The organism is Bradyrhizobium erythrophlei, assembly GCF_900129505.1.
Lineage (GTDB): Bacteria > Pseudomonadota > Alphaproteobacteria > Rhizobiales > Xanthobacteraceae > Bradyrhizobium > Bradyrhizobium erythrophlei_D.
In genome coordinates this window covers 1,459,844-1,481,263 of the sequence record NZ_LT670818.1, presented here as the reverse complement: position 1 = coordinate 1,481,263, position 21,420 = coordinate 1,459,844, and the positions used below count along the sequence as shown (strand labels likewise).

The 21,420-nt window shown below is 57.6% G+C and carries 22 protein-coding genes and 1 pseudogene; 5 read left to right on the top strand and 18 right to left on the bottom strand.

All coding sequences use genetic code 11. The features are described 5' to 3' along the window. Window positions 1–327: 327 nt before the first annotated feature. Window positions 328–831, bottom strand: coding sequence for a hypothetical protein (locus B5525_RS46095; protein WP_154073113.1), 504 nt, complete (start codon window positions 829–831; stop codon window positions 328–330). A gap of 511 nt (window positions 832–1,342) precedes the next feature. Between B5525_RS46095 and B5525_RS43680 the strand changes: the two genes are divergently transcribed. Continuing rightward, window positions 1,343–1,819 (top strand): hypothetical protein, encoded by a 477-nt coding sequence (locus tag B5525_RS43680; protein ID WP_154073112.1) that lies wholly within the window; start codon window positions 1,343–1,345, stop codon window positions 1,817–1,819. Here the strand turns inward: B5525_RS43680 and B5525_RS47730 are convergent. Together B5525_RS47730 and B5525_RS43675 are read right to left on the bottom strand one after the other, a co-directional pair. After that, window positions 1,743–2,570, bottom strand: a complete 828-nt coding sequence (locus B5525_RS47730) for a helix-turn-helix domain-containing protein (RefSeq protein ID WP_172899827.1) — start codon at window positions 2,568–2,570, stop codon at window positions 1,743–1,745. The two genes, B5525_RS43680 and B5525_RS47730, sit on opposite strands and share 77 nt — an antisense overlap. An 83-nt stretch (window positions 2,571–2,653) precedes the next feature. Next, the gene (locus B5525_RS43675; RefSeq protein ID WP_154073111.1) at window positions 2,654–2,941 is read right to left on the bottom strand and encodes a hypothetical protein; all 288 of its coding nucleotides are present in this window, start codon (window positions 2,939–2,941) and stop codon (window positions 2,654–2,656) included. 474 nt (window positions 2,942–3,415) lie between these two features. Here B5525_RS43675 and B5525_RS06900 point away from each other — a divergent pair, with 474 nt between their 5' ends. After that, window positions 3,416–3,610 (top strand): hypothetical protein, encoded by a 195-nt coding sequence (locus B5525_RS06900; RefSeq protein WP_154073110.1) that lies wholly within the window; start codon window positions 3,416–3,418, stop codon window positions 3,608–3,610. Window positions 3,611–3,986: 376 nt separating this feature from the next. Here the strand turns inward: B5525_RS06900 and B5525_RS06895 are convergent, their stop codons facing one another. From B5525_RS06895 to B5525_RS43660, 7 genes are all read right to left on the bottom strand, one after another. After that, window positions 3,987–4,217, bottom strand: a complete 231-nt coding sequence (locus tag B5525_RS06895; protein ID WP_079565333.1) for a hypothetical protein — start codon at window positions 4,215–4,217, stop codon at window positions 3,987–3,989. Window positions 4,218–5,439: 1,222 nt separating this feature from the next. After that, window positions 5,440–5,613, bottom strand: coding sequence for a hypothetical protein (locus tag B5525_RS43670; RefSeq protein ID WP_154073109.1), 174 nt, complete (start codon window positions 5,611–5,613; stop codon window positions 5,440–5,442). A gap of 821 nt (window positions 5,614–6,434) precedes the next feature. Then, entirely contained in the window at window positions 6,435–6,584 is a 150-nt protein-coding gene (locus B5525_RS43665; protein ID WP_154073108.1) for a hypothetical protein, read from the bottom strand. A gap of 540 nt (window positions 6,585–7,124) precedes the next feature. Next, window positions 7,125–7,250, bottom strand: coding sequence for a hypothetical protein (locus B5525_RS47130; RefSeq protein WP_276328841.1), 126 nt, complete (start codon window positions 7,248–7,250; stop codon window positions 7,125–7,127). A 769-nt stretch (window positions 7,251–8,019) separates the two neighbouring features. After that, window positions 8,020–8,472 (bottom strand): hypothetical protein, encoded by a 453-nt coding sequence (locus B5525_RS06885; protein WP_079565332.1) that lies wholly within the window; start codon window positions 8,470–8,472, stop codon window positions 8,020–8,022. A 711-nt stretch (window positions 8,473–9,183) separates the two neighbouring features. Then, window positions 9,184–9,402, bottom strand: a complete 219-nt coding sequence (locus B5525_RS06875) for a hypothetical protein (protein ID WP_079565330.1) — start codon at window positions 9,400–9,402, stop codon at window positions 9,184–9,186. A 4-nt stretch (window positions 9,403–9,406) separates the two neighbouring features. Beyond that, the gene (locus B5525_RS43660; protein ID WP_154073107.1) at window positions 9,407–10,126 is read right to left on the bottom strand and encodes a hypothetical protein; all 720 of its coding nucleotides are present in this window, start codon (window positions 10,124–10,126) and stop codon (window positions 9,407–9,409) included. 353 nt (window positions 10,127–10,479) lie between these two features. Between B5525_RS43660 and B5525_RS06860 the strand changes: the two genes are divergently transcribed. The 3 genes and pseudogenes from B5525_RS06860 to B5525_RS47725 all read left to right on the top strand — a co-directional run bounded on the left by B5525_RS06860 (window position 10,480) and on the right by B5525_RS47725 (window position 14,297). Continuing rightward, window positions 10,480–13,209, top strand: coding sequence for a PAS domain S-box protein (locus B5525_RS06860; RefSeq protein WP_079565327.1), 2,730 nt, complete (start codon window positions 10,480–10,482; stop codon window positions 13,207–13,209). A 326-nt stretch (window positions 13,210–13,535) separates the two neighbouring features. Next, entirely contained in the window at window positions 13,536–13,838 is a 303-nt protein-coding gene (locus tag B5525_RS46085) for a hypothetical protein (protein ID WP_244568141.1), read from the top strand. Next, window positions 13,723–14,297: pseudogene (locus B5525_RS47725) on the top strand (reverse transcriptase domain-containing protein). The gene B5525_RS46085 and the pseudogene B5525_RS47725 overlap by 116 nt, the downstream one beginning before the upstream one ends. Before the next feature lie 94 nt (window positions 14,298–14,391). Here the strand turns inward: B5525_RS47725 and B5525_RS06850 are convergent. The 8 genes from B5525_RS06850 to B5525_RS06815 form a co-directional block, all read right to left on the bottom strand. Further along, on the bottom strand, window positions 14,392–14,679 hold the full coding sequence (locus B5525_RS06850) for a hypothetical protein (RefSeq protein ID WP_154073106.1): 288 nt from the start codon (window positions 14,677–14,679) through the stop codon (window positions 14,392–14,394). A 785-nt stretch (window positions 14,680–15,464) separates the two neighbouring features. Beyond that, a complete protein-coding gene (locus B5525_RS43655) occupies window positions 15,465–16,046 on the bottom strand; it encodes a hypothetical protein (RefSeq protein ID WP_154073105.1) in 582 nt (193 codons plus the stop codon). Between the two features lie 10 nt (window positions 16,047–16,056). Next, window positions 16,057–16,320, bottom strand: a complete 264-nt coding sequence (locus B5525_RS06840) for a hypothetical protein (protein WP_079565324.1) — start codon at window positions 16,318–16,320, stop codon at window positions 16,057–16,059. Window positions 16,321–16,993: 673 nt separating this feature from the next. Then, window positions 16,994–18,700 (bottom strand): DNA primase family protein, encoded by a 1,707-nt coding sequence (locus B5525_RS06835; protein ID WP_079565323.1) that lies wholly within the window; start codon window positions 18,698–18,700, stop codon window positions 16,994–16,996. Further along, window positions 18,697–19,683: a bifunctional DNA primase/polymerase gene (locus B5525_RS06830; RefSeq protein WP_079565322.1), complete on the bottom strand. Its 987-nt coding sequence runs from the start codon at window positions 19,681–19,683 to the stop codon at window positions 18,697–18,699. Before B5525_RS06830 ends, B5525_RS06835 begins: the two co-directional genes overlap by 4 nt. Window positions 19,684–19,970: 287 nt before the next feature. Continuing rightward, complete coding sequence (locus B5525_RS06825) at window positions 19,971–20,474, bottom strand: hypothetical protein (protein ID WP_154073104.1); 504 nt, start codon at window positions 20,472–20,474, stop codon at window positions 19,971–19,973. Window positions 20,475–20,535: 61 nt separating this feature from the next. After that, a complete protein-coding gene (locus tag B5525_RS06820) occupies window positions 20,536–20,898 on the bottom strand; it encodes a hypothetical protein (protein ID WP_079565320.1) in 363 nt (120 codons plus the stop codon). Further along, window positions 20,895–21,194, bottom strand: coding sequence for a helix-turn-helix transcriptional regulator (locus tag B5525_RS06815; RefSeq protein ID WP_079565319.1), 300 nt, complete (start codon window positions 21,192–21,194; stop codon window positions 20,895–20,897). Before B5525_RS06815 ends, B5525_RS06820 begins: the two co-directional genes overlap by 4 nt. Window positions 21,195–21,420 lie beyond the last annotated feature (226 nt).

Sequence of the window (21,420 nt, the reverse complement as noted above, 5' to 3'; positions counted from 1 at the left end):
AAGTCGGCGAAACAAATGCCTACGCCGTAGGCGAAAACGCGACTCAGCGACCCTGCGGTTCTTTGGGAAACGCGGGGAATCGCGCCGTGATCGGAAAGCTGGCGTAACGCTTGGTTGCTTTTTCCGCGTGGATCATGAGAAATGCGGCGTGACAAAATGATTGCGGTTGCGATAACGATTGCATCGTTGCTCCTTCTTCTTTCACAGGTAGTGGGCTCAACACCCCCCTGACCGAAGTTCCCGCTTCCGTCAGGGCTTATTTTAGTGCTCATCCGCCGGTGCCGTATCACCGCCGACCCGGCGATAGCCACTACCTACTGCGGGTTTTCAATGACGGCTCAATTTATAACGCGCGGTGTCTGGAAATCGATCACGGCATCGGCAAAAGCTGCCCGTAAGCCGGCGCTCGTCGCGGCCGCCTACTTCGGACATACCCCACAGCCGGACGCGCGTTCCGTGGATCTCCAGCGTGTCGCCATCGATGATGCTGGCTTGGCCCGTCAGGTCGTCGGCAAACGCTACCGGCACCAACGCGAAGATCAGCACCGCGCGCGCAGTGATCAGCAGCTTGGGGATGATGGTGCGGGGGCCGATCCCTTCCCTGGTTATTCCGCTTCGCAACAATCCGAGAGCCGCCGCGCGCCGAGCAGCCAGGCGTAGACCATTTGCCACTTGTCCCGGCCTCCGCAGGACAAGCAGCGCACCAATGACGGCCTGGCCACCGCAGCGGCCGTCGTCATCTTCTGGCCGGCGGCCTTCTTCGTCGGCGGCGACAAGCAAACTGCGGCCGAGCTTGCTCAGATGAAGGGGCAGATGGTCGCGGTTGAGCAAGCCTCGAACGCAAAGAAGTGCGGGATCCAGTTTCAGGGGCCGCGGCCGCCGGGAACCTGATTGGACCGGCCGATGATAGCTCGCCTTGGGATGGGCCATCTCCCGAGCAGGTTACCTGTATCGGCAAAACCCTCCCGAGAAGCGCCAGAAATGGCCCGGGGTTTTTACGCGCCTGATGTTCCAAATAGCCGACAAGTCCCTTGGCATCCCCTGCACTTTCGGCGGCCTTCAGGATGGCACCTTTAAGCAGCGCCGTCGTTTTATTCGGGACGCCCTTCTTTCGGCCCTTGCCGCGATTTCCCGCCGCCCGTTGCGTCATAACGTTATTCCCGCGCGTTCAAGCCGACCGGCTAGCGCTAAGATCAGGGAACGGTTTTGCTGCTCTATTCGGGGTGAAGTATAGTACCCTTTCGGGTGTCTATTAAGGAAAGGCGATTTTTGCTACTCTTAGGTGAGAAGGCCAAGGCAGGAAGCCGCCAACAAATATCGGGCATGACAACGGAGTGACGAAATGATCCGTGTTGCCGTGGTTCTGGCGGCAGCGGCTCTGCTATCTGCGCCAGCGCACGCATCCCGCTCCTGTCTTGATAAGAACGAAGCCGCGCGCACGTGGCCAGACCGGGTGCTCACAGTCGACGATGACGGATGCTGGACCTATTTCAGGCGTGGGCTCAAACCTGCGCCGGTCGACGATAGCGTGAACGATCGCGCGCCTAACGCGCAGCAGACCGTACCGCCAGACATGCGCGAGTGGTCGAACACCATGGCAGCGATGGCCGAGATCAATCCCACGGTGCAAGCGACACCGTGGATCGACCGCTGGCCCGACATGATCGTGGTGCCGCCGAAGCCGGTATTCGTCGAACCACCGCAATCTTCGATGCGCAAAGTCCTCCTCGTCATCGCCATCGTCACGCTCTGCTGTGCTCTGGTCGCGGTCGCATTCGGCAGCGACGTTCCTCCGGATCGGCGTGATGCGGGGGCCTGATCGGCACGGGCTGAGGCGGCGATGGCCAGCAACCGACTTTTGCAACAATATCTGTCTCTCTGAAAGCAGACCTGGCCGAATTGCACGGGTGGAGAATCGTGAGGCCCATAACATCTTCGCTGGTGGCCGATAAATCGAACGCGAAAGAGCGCGGGAGCGCCGCACGCAAACTCTCGGGACGAAGCAGAGTTATCCCGCTATTCCATCGCAAATGTCCGTCGGGCCGGCTCAGAATTCTCCCATCTGATAGTTTGGTGATTTCTCGCGAGACTGTCTCGATTGTTAGGCCCAGGTAATCGGCGATATCTGTGCGGGACATCGGTAGTTCAATTTGCCCGCCAACACCGATGCGATCATTGATCTGCAAGAAGAAAGCGGCCAATCGTTCCGTTGCGGTAAGTTGCCCAAGCAGGATGCGGTGATCATCTGCGTGCCGGAGGTCTCGCTCCGTGATACTCCAAACGTTGCGTGCGAATGACAAGTTTGACTGTGCCTTCCGGAGAAGGGCTTTTCGTCTGACCGGACGAAGTGTTGTAGCCTCGGCAATTGCTTCCGCACTCCAGCGATATTGGAACCACGGTTCGAGGCCGAAAATGTCGCCGGGAAAATAGAATGCGCCAATCTGACGCCGTCCGTTGGTGAGCTTTCTCGAAATGCGGACCGCGCCGTTGATGACCTGATAGCAAAAGGTTGCGGCCTTCCCTTCGCCGTAGATTTCCTCGTCTTTCGCGTAGGAATAGGTACTTTTCAAAATGGGGCTCTTGCCGCGTCTGAAACGCCAAAGCTCCTTTATTGCTTGAGCTAAATCAAGAGGGGAAACGGAGACCGTATTAACTATCGATCCCGCGCCAGCTTGCGGCAACGCCGATGCGGGTCATTAATCGGCTTGAAGATACCTTCCACATGTCGGAAGGCGGCGCGCTCAATCCCCAATTTCGCGAATAGCATTGGTCCGCAGCCTTCGGAGGCGTCGATCAACATCTGAATTGCAAGCCGCCATTCGGGCGTTTCACGCTCGGCTTTGGGGAGTTGCTTTATGAAGTTCGCTGCATCGCGGAGCGTTCTCGCTGGCGGACCGCTCGGCAACGGTACCGGTTGATCGAAGGGACGCTCCCAGGACACGAACGGTACTCCACGAAAAACATTCAAACCGTGGAAGTCCGATTCGTTCCTGACCGCGTCCAATTGGAACCAGTCGGGCGGGATAAGCGTCGATTTCCTGCTCCCGGCGGGTTCGCGCCCAACCGGGGGAAAACCTGCCTCCAGGTTGGCGGCCCCTCTATCGTTTCCGCCCAGTTCTGCCGGCGCTTCGACCCCCGTCCAGCGACTTCTCAACGCGGCTGAGAAGCTATTCTAGCAAACCAATCGATCGATCTAGGTCAGCGTCACTCACTTGATCTTTTCCCGGCCTTGCTCATTTGCAACTTGGGTTTGATCGATGAGGTTCTCGCACCGGCAGGCACCAACAAGAGACCAGTCCCATAGTGGCAGTGTCCTACGGCCAAAGCAAAGTCGAGCGCATCAACCCCGACCGACGTGCACGCGTTAACGAAAGGACCGCCGGTCGATCCGGCGGTCTTTTTGTTCGAAAGTAAGGTGACCGGCGCTATGCCGACAGGATTGTTCAAGGCGTTGGATCATTCGGTTCAAGTTGATTACGACGGTGTTTCGATCCCGATACCCAGATCGACCTATGAGAAGAACGGCTACAAGCCAGATTTCGACAGCTTGCCCTTCGAAGCCGAATATATTGCGGCCAAGGAGAAGTTGAGCAACGTCCCGCGGCTCTAAAGGGGGCGACAGTTATCGATCCCGCGCCAACTTGCGCTTACCCCAATGCGTCTCTTTGCGACCCGGATTGAACTCGGCTCGACGTGGCGGTTCAACGCCCGCAAGGTGCCGATCCGCGCGAATCGCGGCCTCTGGGACTAAAAGCTGGCGCAGTTTCCCCAAGGTGGGGAATTGTCAAATCAGCAAATCAGGAACGTTTCGGCGGAAGCCCCCCTTCCGGGGCTTCTTAAGAAGGTAAATTCGCGATTGGATGGCTCCGATGATGGAGCGTTTCATCTTTGGGGCGATCAGCCGCGGCTTCATTCCCGAGTTACTAGCTTGCGCAGCATATCGTCGTCGGTAAACGTCCAAGGGCGCCCCGCTGGACGTGGGCCCGTCATTTCCCCTTCGCCTTCGGCTCTGCCTCGTGCGCCGGGTCATCTACCGGCGTGTCGCTCCTATTTTGGCTCACCGCCGCGCCGGTGGTCACGTTGATAAAATGGATGCGAGTGCAGGCTGGGCAACTAATTGCTTCATAGGCCCGGATCGGATCGCGCTCCTGCTTTTCCAGCGACGTCTGCACGTCCATGCCGGTATGTGGACAACGGAATATGATGAGGGCGACCATGATTGAGACTGACCTATGGCCGCTCTCCAATATTGATATAGCTCAATATTGCTTTGCCAAACGCACGCGCATCCATACGGCCCAGGTCCGGTCATTTTCCCTCCGGCTTCCGGGCGGTCGAAAGACTGGGCCGCCCTCGCCGATCGTACCGAAAGCGGAACCGCCAGCGAATAGCGTCTCACAGTAGGCGGCTGAAGCGGTAACAAGAATGCGGCGCGGGCTCAGGTCCGCGCTCACGGGGCAAAGAATACCGGCTGTATTTTGGAACGAATGCCGTCGGGGTAACTTGGCTATGCACTGCCGGATGCCGGGGCCGCACCTTGGCATCCGATGAAAAGACGGCCCCAGCTCGCCCCCCGCGCTGGGGCCGTTTCTTTGCCACTCGCGGAGTCGAATTGGAATACATTCTTCCTTACGTTGGCGATTGCAGCTGTCCCTGCAGCCAACCGCGCGTTTCGACTGATTTTATCGGATCGACTAGTACCCTTTGGATGTGCTCACACTTCGGACACTCGAAGATCCGCAGATCGGAATGGGCGGGGCCGGGTTCGATCCGGGCCAGCATCATGCGGCCCGGACACTTGGGGCAGCGAGGCCGATCAATAGGAAGTAGCGATGGGTCGGAGCGATGGTACGCTAGAGGCATGTGATGCTCCTGCAGATCAGGCGGGGAGCGCAACACTCTCAGTCACCGGTAAACGCCTAGGTGGGGCGGTGATAGAAGAAATCATGGAACCCGCGCTTGTCCCGGCGCTGCGCAATTTTGCTCACTTTCGAGAAATTGATGAATTGGGATACCCCCCACACGGGAGTACCGGCTCGGTGCGTCGTCCTCTAGTCCGGCCCGTTTAATCCGGCGCGCGATCAAACCGCGCTCGCCAGCCGAGCGTTGGCGCCGATCGGACTATTTGAAGGTCTCCGTGGTCACCTGGAAAAGGTGGCAGGTTGTGCCAGACTCATCCACGACTTCTAGCCGCCATTCCGGGCTGTCTCTAAGCCTCGCGACGGTATCGCGGATCATGTCAGAGCACGCCGTCGTCCCAAGCCGCGTTATCGTCCAGCAAATCGACGCCGGGGTACTTGAATGAGATCCTTGGCGGATTCGGAATGTATAAACGTGCCATGGCGGTGACCTGAGCCCGCGCCCTTCGTTATCAGGGCGCTCTATACTGCTGCCCAGGCTCAAGAGTTGGCGAACTGGTTGGGGGTTCCTTGGGGTGGGTCACTTGGAAGCTTTCGGCTTCGGTTTCCCGTCCAGCCAATCCTCATTGTCCGCCATATCGTTTAGGGCCTTCTCGCGCTTACGCTCGCGCGCGCCTTCTTTTAGCGATTTAGTTTTGTCGCCGCGCTTTCCGGCTTCCTTTGCTTCTTTTCTAAGATCGTCCGACTTAGACATTGGTCCCCTCCTTCAAGACGCCCTGCCGCCAATTGCTCCAAATATGCGCCCCGACTCGCCCGTTTTCCAATGTGTCAGTCTGCCACAATCAAACTGACCCCCACCAGATCTTGAAAGGCCGATCGGCGCCGGGCGCCCTTGCCAGCTGGCCGAAACGCACAGCGCCCCCAAACTGAATAATCGTTGGTGGCGCTGCACTGGAGCTGGAAATTGCAATACCCCAGCACAGACATACATTTGAGGCGTACAAGGGTTGCATTGGGACTATTGCGAGCTGGCGGCTTGGTCATCGGATGCCAAATGCGACCCGCAACGGCATCTGATGAAATGATAGCCCCAGTGATCTCCCCCGCGCTGGGGCTGTTATTTGATGCAGGGCCCGCTCCGAATTGAATCGCTTTCCGTGGCCAACAGGGTCTACGGTTGCGACTATCACCGCCCCGTAACGGCACCCATCGGTGACTGAGAGTGTTGCGCTCCCGCCTAATATAAGGGGGCGGCGCTTATGTCCCGCTGACGAAAACGACCTGTTTGTCCCGGATGCCAGCGCGCAATGACGTTGGAGCTTCAACCCGGTGGCAAGTCACCTCGCACCTTTCAGTGCCTCGACTGTGACCGGCCTGACCCTCTTAAATCTGACGCGCTTCGCTGGCTTTCTGGTGAACTAGGCCGCGACGAGTAAGGTCGCCTCAGTGGGCGCCCTCTTTCACCCGCGCCAGCGTGGCGTCTGTACGGTGCCGCGGATCGGGGCACATGACGGGCCCAGGTCCGCGCGGGTAGCCCGCCGGTTCACGCCTGCGGGTTTTGCTCTGGACAACAATCTAAAAGGTTACCCGGTCGACGGCTGCGGGCGTATGTTCGTTCATCGCCTTCACAGCCTCGTTTTCGTCGGCGCGCAAAGCGATGCTTTGCCGATCCGCAAACACGAGCCATTGATGCAGCCCAATTTCCTTGATTACGTACTCGGTCATTTCGACGCCTAGGAGCGGACCCAGCGGCGACTTTCATTGATAGCCGCGATTCGTTTCAGGCCGTTCGTGGCCGGGGAAAGCTGCCGTTCGGGGATTGAGCCGACCGCGCTCTGATTTGTTCAGAGGCCTGCTTAAAATAAGCGCTTACGATAACCCCTTAAAGAGCCTAAGCTATTCCTGCGGGGGTATCGGAGTTATCCACAATGCCCACTACCTGGACCCTGTCAAAGATTGAGGCGGTTGTCTTCGTAGCGCTGGTGCTCGTCTTGGCCGGCGCCGGAATATGGGCGACGGGCGGCCTATAGCCTTCCGCTCAGTTGCCGGTGACGACGTGGCGCCGGGAGCCAGCCAGCCGCCCCCCCGGCGCGCACGGAATCCGCCCCTGCGGTGGCGCCGATCGGCCGGCAACCTGACAGCCCGGAAACCGGACCCGCACCAGCGACTCTCTTTGGCCGGGCGATCAGCCTGACCTTCACCCAATTAGCGCGGGCGCTGCAGCATTCAGCGACGACCGCGAGCAACAGCGGCCCGCGGCATTCACTAGTGATGCAGGTGTGTGGCCACGTCGACTAGGCCGATCATAATCAGCGTCAGCGCCATAAGCGGCCACATCGATCCGCGATGGGCGCCGTAGGTGTGTCGCGGCACTCCAAAATTTCGAGCCATTGAACTCTCCTGTGCAACGGCGCCACTGCAGGTGCACCGCCCAAACATCCAGAAGAGTGTCCAACGAAAATTGTGGAAATTGCGGTCGAGGTTTGTTTTTGCGTGCCGATAGATTCGGCAGTTCCAGACGGCCCATCCCATTCCTCACGCCCCGGCAACGGCTCCCGCGCGAAATGGTGATGGATTGGGGGACGCGGCTTTTCGCCACGAATCGGTCGCTACCTGATGACGCCCGCGTCGTATGCGGGCCGAGTAGCCGGGTGCCGCCCCTTACGCCTACCCCAGAGGTGCGAGCGCTCGGCTACTTGTCGATCCATTGACCTTTCCTCACATCCCATTGATGGCCGGCCGCGTGATGCTTCCGCATTTTCGCTAAGCTCGCTTTGTTTGCCCGACGTTGCTGCCATTCTTGAAGGTACGGGTAGATGATCACTGCAATATAGAGGCCGATCAGAAATCCCCACATTTGGCCAACCTCATTCGAGGAACCTTCAGCAGCGGCCCGACGCATTCTCTGCCGGGAGGGACAGTGCGCCGGGCCAGCCGTGCATCATAGGAGGTTTCTGAGGTCGCCGCGACGCCCGGCTGCGAAAAAGCATGCAACAACCGCGAATGCCGTCGCACCGATGCTCAGCCTCACGTCTCATTGGTTGGTTGGATCTTCGCCCATGACGACAACGGTGCGTCGGTACAAGCGGGAGTTGCTCTCGAAGGTAATCTCGAGCCGGCCGTCCATCCAAGAAGCCTGCCACAAATCAGCAGCGGCGGGTTACGCACTCATCAAACCCAAGAACTCGGCGGCGTCTACTTGGCGAACATCGAGGAGAAGTTCGGCTATTCGGATCACCCGCTCCTTATGCTCCAACAACAACTCACGGGCGCGAGCCCGACCAGCCGCCAGATGCGACTGGACTTCGTCCGGTGCGAGGCCCACGTGATGCCCCTGGACGAGGGTTATTGCCGTCAGGCGATCACGGTCGCCCGCATGTTCATGCAAAGGACAGTTGAACATCCGTTCGGCTTCCAGGCCAGCGGCGAGCGTCGCAAGTTGATCTATCAAGGAGAGATGGTTGGGCGGGTCGGTTTTTGTGGCGCTATTGCCCGCACCGATCTCGCGGATGTAGATACTTTCCACACGCAGGTTCAACGACCACGCGACCACGGCATGGCCTGCTTCGTGGAAAGCCATCGCCCGCACGTAGTCGTCGGCGCGAATTTGCATGGCGGCTACCAAGGCGGAGCGCGAAGCCTACCCGCAGGAAGCCTACCGCAGACGAAGGACTGTGTGTCTAGCGCGGCGGCATCGGTAACGCTCCCTTTCGGAGTACCCAACGCGGCTATGTCATAGCTTAATTCTGCGGACTTCGCCGGGCCAAAGCTCATCTGACCTCCGGTTAAGCGTTAGCCGGTGCCTTGTGAGCGTCGCAACATGGTTCGCTGGGATTACCGCTACCACAGCGGCCACAGCCTTGTCCCGCGCCACCGCCGCCACCCAAAGTGACTTACGACCGTCGGGCGCGGTGACTTGCACGACGGGCATCCCATCCGGACGCTCGCGCTGCTGACGGCTGACTTGTTTCTCGGTCCTTGCCATCTGATCTTGCCGAACGGCGGGAGCAAACAACCTGTGTTGATCAGGGTATCCAGTTTTTCTAACGTCACAATAAACACCGCTCCTTAAGCTTTATTTCCGCATTTGAGTCTATTTTGGAACTCTCGCGCGAATATTTCCGCGACAGGACCACGCACCGCGACTAGAGGTCGCAGTCATGCTTGTGCTGCTCGCCGAGCGCCCTGCGGAGAACGCCGCCCGTGCGCCGGGCTGCTCCGCCGCTGTCTCCGCCCACCGGATCAGCGCCACTCAATGAGGGACCTATAGCGCGTCGACTGAACGCACCATAGTAGCCGGGCTCCTCGCGCTTGAAGACGTCGCTCATGACTTTACCCGCAGCGTGACCTCGGTGCCGTCGATGATCGAACGATAGGCGCAGCGTTCCTTGTCGTGACGGACAATTGGCATCAGCCCGGCGTGCCCTTCCAGGAGCGCTTCGAAACTGATGATAGCGGACACCTGGTTGTCGGAGATCATGACGATCTCGCCCGGTACAATGCGCTCCCCGCAGGTAATAATGATCTCGTCGCCCTTCTTCATCTGCTCACCCGTGTCTGTTTGCAATCCGCAGGAAGTCTTCCTCGGCAAATTCAAGCATCAACTTCTGCGTCAGCAACTGATCCAGCGCATATGTCAGGATTGTGCGCGCGATCCGGCAGGTTCTTGGCGCGGTCGCGGAGTTTCTCTCACGCGAGATCGATCTCGACGACGGCAACCACGGCATCAAAAAAATTTGGAATGGAAAAATTGGGCCCCGGAAAAACGGGTCCCATCGAGACAGCGCGCGAGGATGAATATCAGAGGCGGGGCCAATGGAAGGTGGTGCTTGCGCTGCCCCTTCAGGACGTCGCACGTTTCCGATTTGGTGAGCATGGGCACGATCGCCATGGATCAATTGGACAAAAACGAGGGCCTGTTCATCTTTGCGGTGGGCAAGCTCGAAGACATGTTGAACGAATTCAAGGCGCGCTACTACGTCGAAGAATTCCCGATATGAAACGCCGGCGCCGAACGGCCAGAAAGCGTAACCGCCAGCGACTTGCCGCCCATGCAAGACGGCTGAGGCGATAACAGCAATATGGAGCGCGGGACTCCGGTCCACTCCAATAAGCCCGCCGGGTTGACCGGCGGGTTTTTCTATTGCCACTCTCTTACGATCAATATCGCCGTCGTTGATCTGCGCTGCGAGGGTGCTGTCATGAAGATCGTCCTTCGGGTCGTTGGCCCGCTGTTTGTTGCTGTTGGGCTTTTCTGCTTCGCACAAGGGACAGGATTGCTCACATGGCCGCACAATACTGCAATGGTCGACTACGGCGCGGGCATCGTAGCCGTAGGTTTCGGCCTTGTCTGGTTCGGATGGCAGTAAGTGCTCGCGCTCGCCTCGCTTCGTGCCGGACGCCCCGAAACCCGTGATGTTTGCAGATCATGGGTTTCCAGGAAGACTGTTCTCTAAATTTTACAAAACCGACGGAACCATTCGCTCCGGCGCGAATATGCAATTACCCGGATAGTGTTCGGAGGGACTCCTTTAGCCGTGGTCCCCGGGAAGAAGAGGCTTCGATAGCCGCGGTTCTCGCGCGATCGATCAGCTAAGCTGGGAGCTACCGGGGAGACACCGTGTTCAATAGAAATGACGAGACGGGCGCGCGGATTGGCGCGCTGCAAAGCGCGATTTTCAACAGTGCCAACTTTTCCAGCATCGCCACCGACGCGAAGGGCGTTATTCAGATCTTCAACGTCGGTGCCGAGCGGATGCTTGGCTATACGGCCGCCGAGGTGATGAACAAGATCACACCGGCCGACATTTCCGATCCGCAGGAGCTGATCGCGCGCGCCAAAGCGCTGAGCGTCGAACTTGGAACCTCGATCACGCCGGGCTTCGAGGCCCTGGTGTTCAAGGCCTCGCGCGGGATCGAGGACATCTACGAGCTGACCTATATCCGCAAGGATGGCAGCCGGGTTCCGGCGGTTGTGTCCGTTACGGCCTTGCGCGACGCGCAGGACGTCATCATCGGCTATCTGCTGATCGGCACCGAGCTCAAGGCGGGAGCCCTCCAGAGCGCAATCTTCAACAGCGCTAACTTCTCGAGCATTGCCACCGACGCGAAGGGGGTCATTCAGATCTTCAACGTCGGCGCCGAGCGGATGCTTGGCTTTACAGCCGCCGAGGTGATGAACAAGATCACGCCAGCCGACATTTCCGATCCGCAGGAGCTGATCGCGCGCGCCAAAGCGCTGAGCGTCGAGCTCGCAACCCCGATCACGCCGGGCTTCGAAGCCCTGGTGTTCAAGGCCTCGCGCGGGATCGAGGACATCTACGAGCTGACCTATATCCGCAAGGATGGCAGCCGATTCCCGGCGGTAGTGTCGGTCACGGCGCTGCGCGACGCGCAGGACGTTATCATTGGCTATCTGCTCATTGGTACCGACAACACTGCGCGCAAGCTGGTCGAAGAAGAGCAGAAAAAGTCCGATCAACGCTTGCGCGACCAACAATTCTACACCCGCTCGCTGATCGAATCCAACATCGATGCGATCATGACCACCGATCCCTCCGGCATCATCACCGACGTCAACAAGCAGATGGAGGCACTTACCGGCTGTACGCGCGACGAGTTGATTGGTGCCCCGTTCAAGGGTTACTTCACTGATCCGGAGCGAGCCGAGGCGGCGATCAAGCGCGTGCTGAGCGAAAAGTCGGTCACCGATTACGAGCTGACGGCGCGCGCCCGCGACGGCAAGCAGACGGTGGTGTCCTACAATGCGACCACCTTTTACGACCGGAACCGGACACTGCAGGGCGTCTTCGCCGCGGCGCGCGACGTCACGGAGCGCAAGCGAGTGGAGGCGGAATTGCAGCAGGCCAAGGCCGCTGCCGAGAGCGCGAGCCGAACCAAATCGGATTTTCTGGCGAGCATGAGTCATGAAATCCGAACGCCGATGAATGCCATCATGGGCATTTCGGACCTTCTCGCGAAGACTTCTCTCACGCCTGAGCAAGACAAGTATGTGCAGATCTTTCGCCGCGCCGGCGACAACCTGCTGAATCTAATCAACGACATCCTCGATCTCTCCAAGGTCGAAGCCTCGCAGCTGGAGTTGGAGCGGACCGGCTTCTCCTTGAACGATCTTCTGGAGAAAGTGACGGAGATGGTGGCGGCCCGGGCTCATGAAAAAGGATTGCTCATGGTGTATGAGATCGCGCCGAATGTGCCCAACGACCTGGTCGGCGACCCGACACGGCTGCGTCAGGTGTTGCTCAATTTGCTTGGCAACGCGATCAAGTTCACGCAATCGGGCGAAGTGACCCTGCGAGTTGCACTAGATGCGAATCCCTCCGTCCCGACCGCATTGCGGTTCACAGTATCGGACACCGGCATCGGTATTCCCCGCGAGAAATTGGGTCAGGTGTTTGAACGCTTCACACAAGCCGACTCATCCACCACGCGCAGGTTCGGCGGCTCGGGGCTGGGGCTCACGATTTCGAAGCGCCTGGTGGAATTGATGGGTGGGCGCATCTGGGTCGAAAGTGAAGTCGGGAAAGGCAGCGTGTTTGCTTTCGCCGTACCATTCGAGATCTCGGCTACGGTCAATCGGCCGGCGGCCCTTACGGTCGGCACGGATCCTGATGTGCCGCTGCCGGCGCTACGAATTCTTCTGGCGGAGGACTCGCCGGACAACTGCATCATCACGATGGCCTATCTCGAGGACACGCCGTACCGGGTTGAAATCGCCGAGACTGGGGCCATCGCCTGCAAAATGTTTGAACTCGGTCATTACGACCTTGTCCTGATGGATCGACAGATGCCCGTCATGGACGGCTTGACCGCGACGCGGACGATTCGAGCGTGGGAGCAGGCGAACGATCGGCCGCCCACACCGATCGTTGCACTAACGGCCTCCGCCTTGAAGGGCGATCGAGAAATGTGTCTGGCGGCCGGGTGCACGGCTTTTTTGACGAAACCAATCAAACAAGAGGTGTTGCTGCAAGCGATCAGGGAGCACTCCATCGTCGCTCCTTCGTCATCGAAAGAAGAAAGCAGCCGGATCGACCTGATCCGTTTGCGGGTCAAATCCAAATCCGCAAACCGCATCCCCGCGTATCTGCAGAACTGCAGGCGGAATGTCATCGTGATGTCGGACGCCTTGGATCGAGTTGACTTTGAGACCGTGACGAGTCTGGGGCACCAGATGATGGGCTCCGGGGGCATGTTTGGATTCCAGGCCATTACTGACATCGGTGGCGCCATTGAGCTGGCAGCGGGGAGCGCCGACACCGATGCATCGCGCAAGTGGTTGGGCGCATTGTCCATCTATCTGGATGGTGTCGAGACCATTTCCAACTAGCCTGCACTCAATCCCAAAAACCAATCCGGCCGATGCAAAAGATTGAGAAATAAATGCCGATATTGGATCAAAGGAGTATTTCGGTTTAAACGATGCCGCTCGTGCCGCTTCATCTGACGCCGGCCACTCACGTGGTCCAGAGTGCGACTGGATTGAGGTTTGGTTAGCCGATGATGTACGATCATGAGAAGTCTGGCCCCGCCATAGTAGCTGTGAAGCCGACGAACAAAGCCGGGCAACCGGCTGCGGAGTTGGCGGAGCCAAGGGCGGGGACCGAGGGGAATGTGCGTCAGCAAAGCAGGGGCCGGGCACTGGACCGGGGAACCGTGTCACAGGCGCTGGAGCGCATACGGCAAGCTGCAAGGCAAAGGAAGAAGGAGAAGTTCACCGCGCTCTTCCATCACGTCAGTATTGATCACCTCGAAGAAGCATTCTCCGAACTCAAAGAGAATGCTGCACCCGGGGTGGATGGGCTGGCATGTAAGGACTACGAGCAGCACCTTGAGCGCAATCTTGAGGACCTGCACGCTCGCGTCCATCGGGGAGCGTATCGGGGCGCTACCGTCGCGGCGGGTTTACATACCCAAGCCGGATGGTCGGCAACGCCCGATCGCGGTCGCCGCCCTTGAGGACAAGATCGTCCAGAGGGCCACGGCTTCGGTGCTGAGCGCGATCTACGAGGAGGATTTCCTCGGGTTCTCGTATCGGTTCCGACCCGGACGCAGCACGCACGATGCGATGGATGCGCTCATGGTTGGGATCACCGCACGAAGGCGAACTGGATACTGGACGCCGACATCCGCTCGTTCTTCGACACGGTGAGCCAGGAGGGGCTCATCAAGTTTGTGGAACATCGCGTCGGTGACCGACGCATCATCCGCCTGATCCAGAAATGGCTCAAGGCAGGCGTCCTGGAAGACGGGATCGTGACGGTCAGTGACAAGGGGACCGGGCAGGGATCGGTGATCTCACCGCTTCTGGCCAATCTCTTACGCACCTGCCTGGCAGTTAAGCTTCCGCCAAGTCCTCCGCAGGTGATGCTCGTGGGCGCCATACTTCGCTTCCAGCTTTTGACGCCGATGCGATGATACCCTAAACAGTCGGTCGCCTTTTTCAACGACAATCGCTACTCGTGGATTGAGGGAAGCACCAAGAGCGGGAAAACCTATTACACCTGGGTGTTCACAGAAACAGTTGGTTGATTGCCCAGCCTAGTTTCTTGGCAACTTCTTGAGACCTAAACACGTCTTCGAGGTACTTTTTCCAAGAATCGGGTGACATCTTCACTTCAACTGTTTTGCTGGCAACATTCTCCAGCATTCCTTGAAGGCGGGAAATCGGATACTGGGTGCTGTTAGCTAGGTCCAATAGATCATCGTGCTGTTTCGCCTGACGCTCTTTCAACCTGACCATTGTCCGAGATCGAGTGACAGGGTTCTCAATATGGAAGTCGTCGCTTTGCGTTTCCAAGACGGCTTTTCTCAGTGCACTCTTAGCTTCGCGAATGTCGTCTTTTTCCCCGTAGTCGAATTCGATGGCGCGATAGGGCTGTATATCAGCTGTCAGATGTCGGTTTGCGGAAGATCTGCGTCAAACACGGCATTCCCACTCCACCCCTCGGATATTGGGCAAAACTAAACTTTGGGAAGCCGGTCAAGAAGACCCCTCTGGGGCGGCCCGGAGGGTGTCAAAGACAGGGTTCTGGTCCGGCGTTGTCTGCCTCTTTGGCTGAGAAAGGCGATCAGCGTTGGGCATTTCAGGTGATGTCGGCTGGCAGAATCCGGTTTTCAGTCGTCCTAATGCCAATCGTGCTGGCGTCGTCACAGACACGCAGGCGGATGGGATTGCCAGGGCCCGCGAAATGGATTTTGACGCCGCGATCCATGTGTCGAACGCGTGCGAGACATCGGCCCGGGCCGCGATAAGTAGCGGAAAATTTGACTAGCACGTCTATCAATTGATAATTTACATGGGGAATGCCCAGTCGGGATCAGCAGATGGGAAGGTGCAACGAGGCTGCCGAGATTGGCGCAATAACGTTTAGCCTCATCCTCACTATCAAAGACAACGGTGACACCTGTCTGCCGCCACACCTCTGACAATTCTAGTCATTTCAAAATCCTCGCAACCGAAATGGAATCTTCCAAATTTTGTTTTTCATTTTTTTCCGGCGGTCGCTTTCATCCTGCCGCCAGCGCCGGTGGTTTGGGTCCCTTCCGTGGCTATTTGCGAAGATTTTGTGAATGCAAATACATTCATGACCCACTCCACGACCGGGAAGGACTCCACGTTGGCCTCGCCGTGTTCCCATACTGAAGAAATAATTCAGTCGCCGATGGTCCTTCAGGGCGTGGCGGGTTTGGCGGACCGAGTGCAAGGGCACGTGCTTCAGCTGCTGTCAGCTGCGGTGCTGGCGCAGCGACGTCAGGCTTTGGCCGTGGCTGCATCGGTGGATCGGGTTGCGGCTTGAGTGGATGTTCTTGTTTGGCAGCACCCACAACGTCCGACGTCACGCCGCGCTTCACAACACCGAAATTCAAATCAACATGAGGGCCGCCAGTATACGTCACACTGGTTGGCGGATCGCCGCGTGCACGCGCCGAGACTGCGCCACGGAGCGCAACTTCCAAAACAGCCCTGCTGAGGGCTTGTGAATTTTCAACAGGAGCATTCGAATGCGACGCCTGCAAAATCTGCAAAATCTCATTCTTGAACATCGAATAGAACCGCGCCTGATTGTGAGGCTTCTTGGCCCAGCGGATCAGAGCCTTTGCGCCACCAGTGGCCTTGAAGGCCAGTGCAATGTCGGCGCTTGAAAATTTTCTATTCACCGTCATCGTTATTCCTTCAGCAAAGTTCGCGCTCCAATCGGTTGCGAGTATTGATCACTGTCGCGAAAGCCTTCACGTCGACCGATTGCCCCGCATTATGCTGCTCGCGCATTTGCCGGATCATCGCGTCAAGCGTTTCGATTTCCAGCTTGCGCTGGGCGCGGATCGATTGATGGCGCGTCGGGTAATGCCGATGGCCCTTTGCCCAGCAAGTGCCGCCGAATGGACCGGGGTTGGGCTGGCGATCAGGTGACATGAGCTTGTCCTTTGGCGTGTCCATTGGCTGTCCCGTTTGGCTTTGATGGCTAACACCGTGTTAATCGGAATAACTCCGATCAAAGTGGAGTAACTCATTGATATTACTGGTAAATATAAGCGTTACCGGCTTGGAGGGCAAGTCGCGATCTAACGGCAAGCTAAGGGGTCACACTTCGCCGAGCCGGAATGAGTGTGGAGAATAGCGACGCGATATCAAGGGGTTAGGTCGATTTTTGGGGGCTGGCGTCTGAGGCCTGCGGATTGCCGAAATAAAATTGGGGCAATTGTGTTCGTGAAAAAATCGAGCCGGTTCTAAGCCCGAAAACCGGGGTTCTAAGCCCCGGCTGGCAGGATGGCCCGGCCTTGCCGATTCAACCGCCCAGCCGCCGCGCTGGCGCCGCGCAAGCTGGCAGCACCCAAGGCCAACCGGCCGCTGGCCAACCCCGAGTCACCTACCCCCCCAAATACTTTTTTCTACTATTTCAAATCACAAATGGTATTGGGTAGTGAATAGGTGACTCAGGTGACTCGCCAGCTACAACTAATTGAAACAACGGCTTTTTTTGCCGAGTCACCTTGCGGGTCACCTTGCGGCCAAAGTCACCACGTTGAAGGTGACTCGGGCATAATCCAGCAACTTTATTGCTGGAACCCGCGCCGAGTCACCATGCTAGGCAAACCATGGGTGACTCGGTTTAGCGGCCTGTCTGCCGGAGTAAATCTGCCGCCAAAGCTGCGGCTTTGGCGCGAGCCTGTAGCTCCTTGATTTCAGGGTGGTCCAGCCAGTCTGCGGGTATCGGCTTGATAGTGTCCGCGTAGTTGATGGACATACGCGCCAGTTCGGCGCGTCGGTTCCTGCCGTCAAAATCTTCCGTCACGCAGCTTTCAAAAAACTCCTTGCCTACCTCATTCAGTTTGATGCCGATATAGAAGCGCAATCCTTTCAGCTTGTACTTGTTCTTGTCCCGCACGATCAGCGGATCGCACAACGCGGCAAGATGCTTGCCAACCATATCAGGAGTTGGGCCGCCTTCTTTTCTATCGCCGTGTTGCTCGGCGTGCCATTTCCTAAGTGGTCCAAAAAAGTCCACTGTCGAGATCATCACGCTGGCGTCATGCTCAATGCACTCTTTCATGAAGCCTGCGGCTATGTTGCTGTCGGTGCGGACTTCTTCCAAGACCGCCTCGCCTGCTTCCGTGTTGGTGAAGTAACCGCGTTCCAGCGCCTGCTTCAATCCAGCCAGCGCCCAGTTAAAGACGCCCGCCTTTTCCCTATCGAGGATCAGATTATGCGGCCCCCATGTCGGGTTTATCTTGCAGGCTTCGGCGGCGACCCCGATGGGTTTTTTCTTGTCGAATTTCTTGGTGAATGGAATGATCTGCATCCGCGCCACCGTTGCCTCGCTGGAGTCTTTCCAAGACGCCGGATGATTGGTGGCGTGCATGGGCGGGTTGTTCGGCCTGATCGATACCGGCGCACCGTACTTCGGATTGATCGGGATCGGATCACCGACGATGATCATTTTGGTTTCGCTGGTTTGAAACCATACCCCAGCTTCAAACGCTTCATGCAGCACCCACGGCACGCCGCGCCGCAGGAATGGTTGTAGCCCATGGGTGCTACCTAGTTCCTTGAACGGCGTCGTGATCGGGTTGTCGGTGTGCAATCCGCTCATGACATAAAGCAATACGCTCTTGCCGCAGTCGGTGGGGCCTTGCAATAGTAGCTCACGGCATAGCGCCTTGGGCCGTCTGCTGATCAGGGTCGTGCCTTCGAATTCCTGCAACACGTTGATGTAGGTGGCGCGATCTTGTTCAGTCCGATCCGAGAATGCATCGGCCAGCAACTGCTCCCATTTCGGACACTTGGCGTCGGGGTCATAGTCGATATCGAGCCGCGACGTGCAGTAATGGTTTTTGCACATCGGTTGGATCTTGTGTGTGAGCGGATCGATCAAGCCTGTCTTGGTAGCTATCTTGCCGTGAGCATCCCAGTCGATAAAGTTCGGCAGCGGCTCGCGGATTGCCGCGCCACGTATAATATATTGCGTGGCTTCGGAAAACAGTCTGTTGGCGGCTTTGCGTTTCTGGTGGAAGTCATCAATCAACACCGCCTGCAATTGAGGGGCCAGCCATTTGATAACTTCTTTGTCGTCTGTTACCAGCTTCCACAATCCATTCTCATATTTCCAGAAATGCTTGTGGCCATCCTTGTCGGGCACCAGCCGCAAATCGGTGCCATGTTGTTCCCGATCATCAAGCCAGCGTTCGGCCAGCTTGATAGGCCACGGCAGTTTTTCAGCGGCGTCAGTAGCGGCGTGAGGCTGGCCCTTTGGGTTGGCTTTCGGCTTGAGCGACGTGACGTTGGACTTGGGATTGTCGGGTTTGTTGGTGTCCGTCATGACCGGTACTCCCGATCATCATCGTCATCGTAGCTATGTTCCTCATTGTAGATCGCCTGCCAGCCGGGGCATTCATCGTCCACTATGGCGAACAGGGTCGCGACGGTAATCCTGATTGGTGGGCAGGAAGGGAAGCGTTTGTACCAAGTGCGCCAAGTGTACACCTCATTGTATTTGACGATGTTCTTGCGGCACCATTTGTCGAATATCACAAACCCTTCATCGCTGCCGCTGGTGGCGCGGTAGCTCGCCAGCGCAATCGAATTCCAGCCATCCCAACCTTTGAATTCCTTCAGGACGACACCATCGGCATCGACGATCTGCCATTGGCTGCGGGCGTCGTTGGGCAACAGATCAAGCGCCTCGGCGATCTTGCTGAATGGCGCGTGTGGGTCGCCGGGTTGGTACTTGGTCGGCTGCTCTGTTACCAATGTAACTAGCCATGGCGGCGCATGCTTGAAGCCTGCCTTGTTCAGCCAGGTATATTCACCGACTCCGGGCTTGACGCTGGGATCGCAAATAACCATCCCGCCTTCGCCGCGAACATCCACACCGGGCGCAAGTGCGCTGGCACTGTTGCGCACCAGTCCTTTGTTGGGATGGGTAAAGAAGTAATGGATCGAGCCAGATGGGCTGCGCGCCATTCTGGTTTCGGGCAATGGTCCGTTGGCATCGATCAAGGCTTGCAGGTTGGCGATGCCGTCAACATCGTGGCCTTTAGGAGTATCTGCTTCCAGAACCCATATGCCGTTGTCTATTCCAGTCGGAATGCCGATAGCGGCGTTGGGCCATCTCCTGAAATTGCGTTCAATCTGTTTCGGGTCTTTGGTGGCGCCCCAGCGGCGACCGTTGGAATGCTTGCCTGCCGTGTGCGGGCGTTTGGTGGCGATGTCGACCGGAAATACGGTCCAGCCAAATTTAGCGTACTTCAGCGCAGCGGCTAGCGTGCGGTCCTGTGCTTCGGTGCGACGGGTCTTAGCCATGGTTGTGCCCTCCCATAAGGCGGGTGGACTTGACCGGGCGCGGCGGATAATGTATTAGTTGCAGTTGCAACGGTCGCAGAAGTTGCATTTTCTTTCTCCAACGCCGCCACGGTCAGACGTGCGCGGCGTTTTTGTCCGGGGTTTAACTGGTTCAACATTTTTCAATTCCTTCTGTTTTCGATTTTGCGTTTTTGAATTTTCCGATTTAATTCGGCAGGGCTTTTCCGCCGAACCCTTGGTTGCATTAGAATATGTTGTCATGCCTACGGCATACAACGCTTCAATTCTTAGTTGGGAAATAGCGGCGTGACGTTGCTTGGCTTGGCCGGGTGTCGCGATATCAGCACCCCAGCGTACTTCGGTTCTGACTTCGGTTTCCAACGCCGCACCCAAAGAGATCTTCCAGCGCAAAATTCCTCCACCACTAACGCAAGTATTTCCCGAAGGTGCTCACTATCTTCCGGCAGCAGAGAGTCGTCATACATCCAGAGCACCTTGATCCAGTCGAAATATTCCGCCGGATCGGCGCGAGTGGCGCGATAGCCTTCGCCGCGCCGTTTCCAGATCGGACGATACTCAGCGTCAAATAAAACATCAGTGCCGTCTTTCATCAGCCAGACGCCATACGGCAGCGGTGGCGGGTCGACGCAGTTGAAAAAGTCCGGATCGTCCTTGAGTAAGTATTGCACCATCGCGTCGTGTTCCCGCTTATTATGCAATCTCAAAGGTCGTTTGCGCTCTTGGTGCCGATGCTGTGGCCAGTGCGAAGGCTGGAGGATGGGCAGTGTCATGTTAGTTTCCTTCCATTTCGGTTACGCTATTTCGGACTGGTTATCGGTGTGGCGCGAGCGTTTAGTGCCTATCGTAACGATCAAGCCAGCGTTTCGCCTTGGCAGCCCATCGCTTGAAGCCGGGATAAGGGTGGTCCAATGCGCACAGGTGCTCTGGCAGCGGGGCTTCGCCCGGATGATCGCGGCGATATGCCCGTCGCATCGCCCGATCACTGGCTTCGGCTTTCGCAGTGCGCCACATCCTTATTTCATTCTGTTCCCAGTTCGGCTCTGCTAACAGCTTTCTGTATTCAACCGCCGTGCGACCGGGATGATCGCGCAGCCACCGCTTGCATTCCAATTCTTGCAGTATCTTGGCGTTGTGCGGATCGCTCATATTGATGCCGCCACGACGGTCACGCTTGAAGGTGTGGGTGCTTGTCATGACTCAGCCGCGATCTTTTCGTCGGGAGCCTTCAGCACCGTGGCCGGGCGATTCCTCATCCATTGTTCGACTTCATCTTCCAGCCACATGGCCTTGGACGTGGCGCTGTCTCGGGAACGTGGAAATTTCCCTTCGCGCATCATCTTCCAGATTGTCGGATAAGTGAGCCGCACCTTGCTAAGGACTTCTGCCTTGTCCAGAAACTGTGCCGATCCTTTGGGCGGATCGGCAGCGGTGGCGCTGGCAGTGCTGACAGCAGCGGCGTTGATTTCTGCAACGATTTTCTTCGGGGGCACTGGACACTCCTTTGTTTCAAGGAGCGCTGGGCAATAAAAAAGTCGCCCAGCGCGATTGCGCTAAAGCGACTCCCACGGCACGTATATCCTCAGAGGGATAAGTTTCTCGACAGCCCCTTAAAAGGGTGCTTGTCCGTGCTGCTGACCAGAAAGTCGGGTCCAAACGGGACCGGACCGCCTTGGTACGCCCGTTTCATTATTCAAAGCAAGCGTTTATTTTAACGGG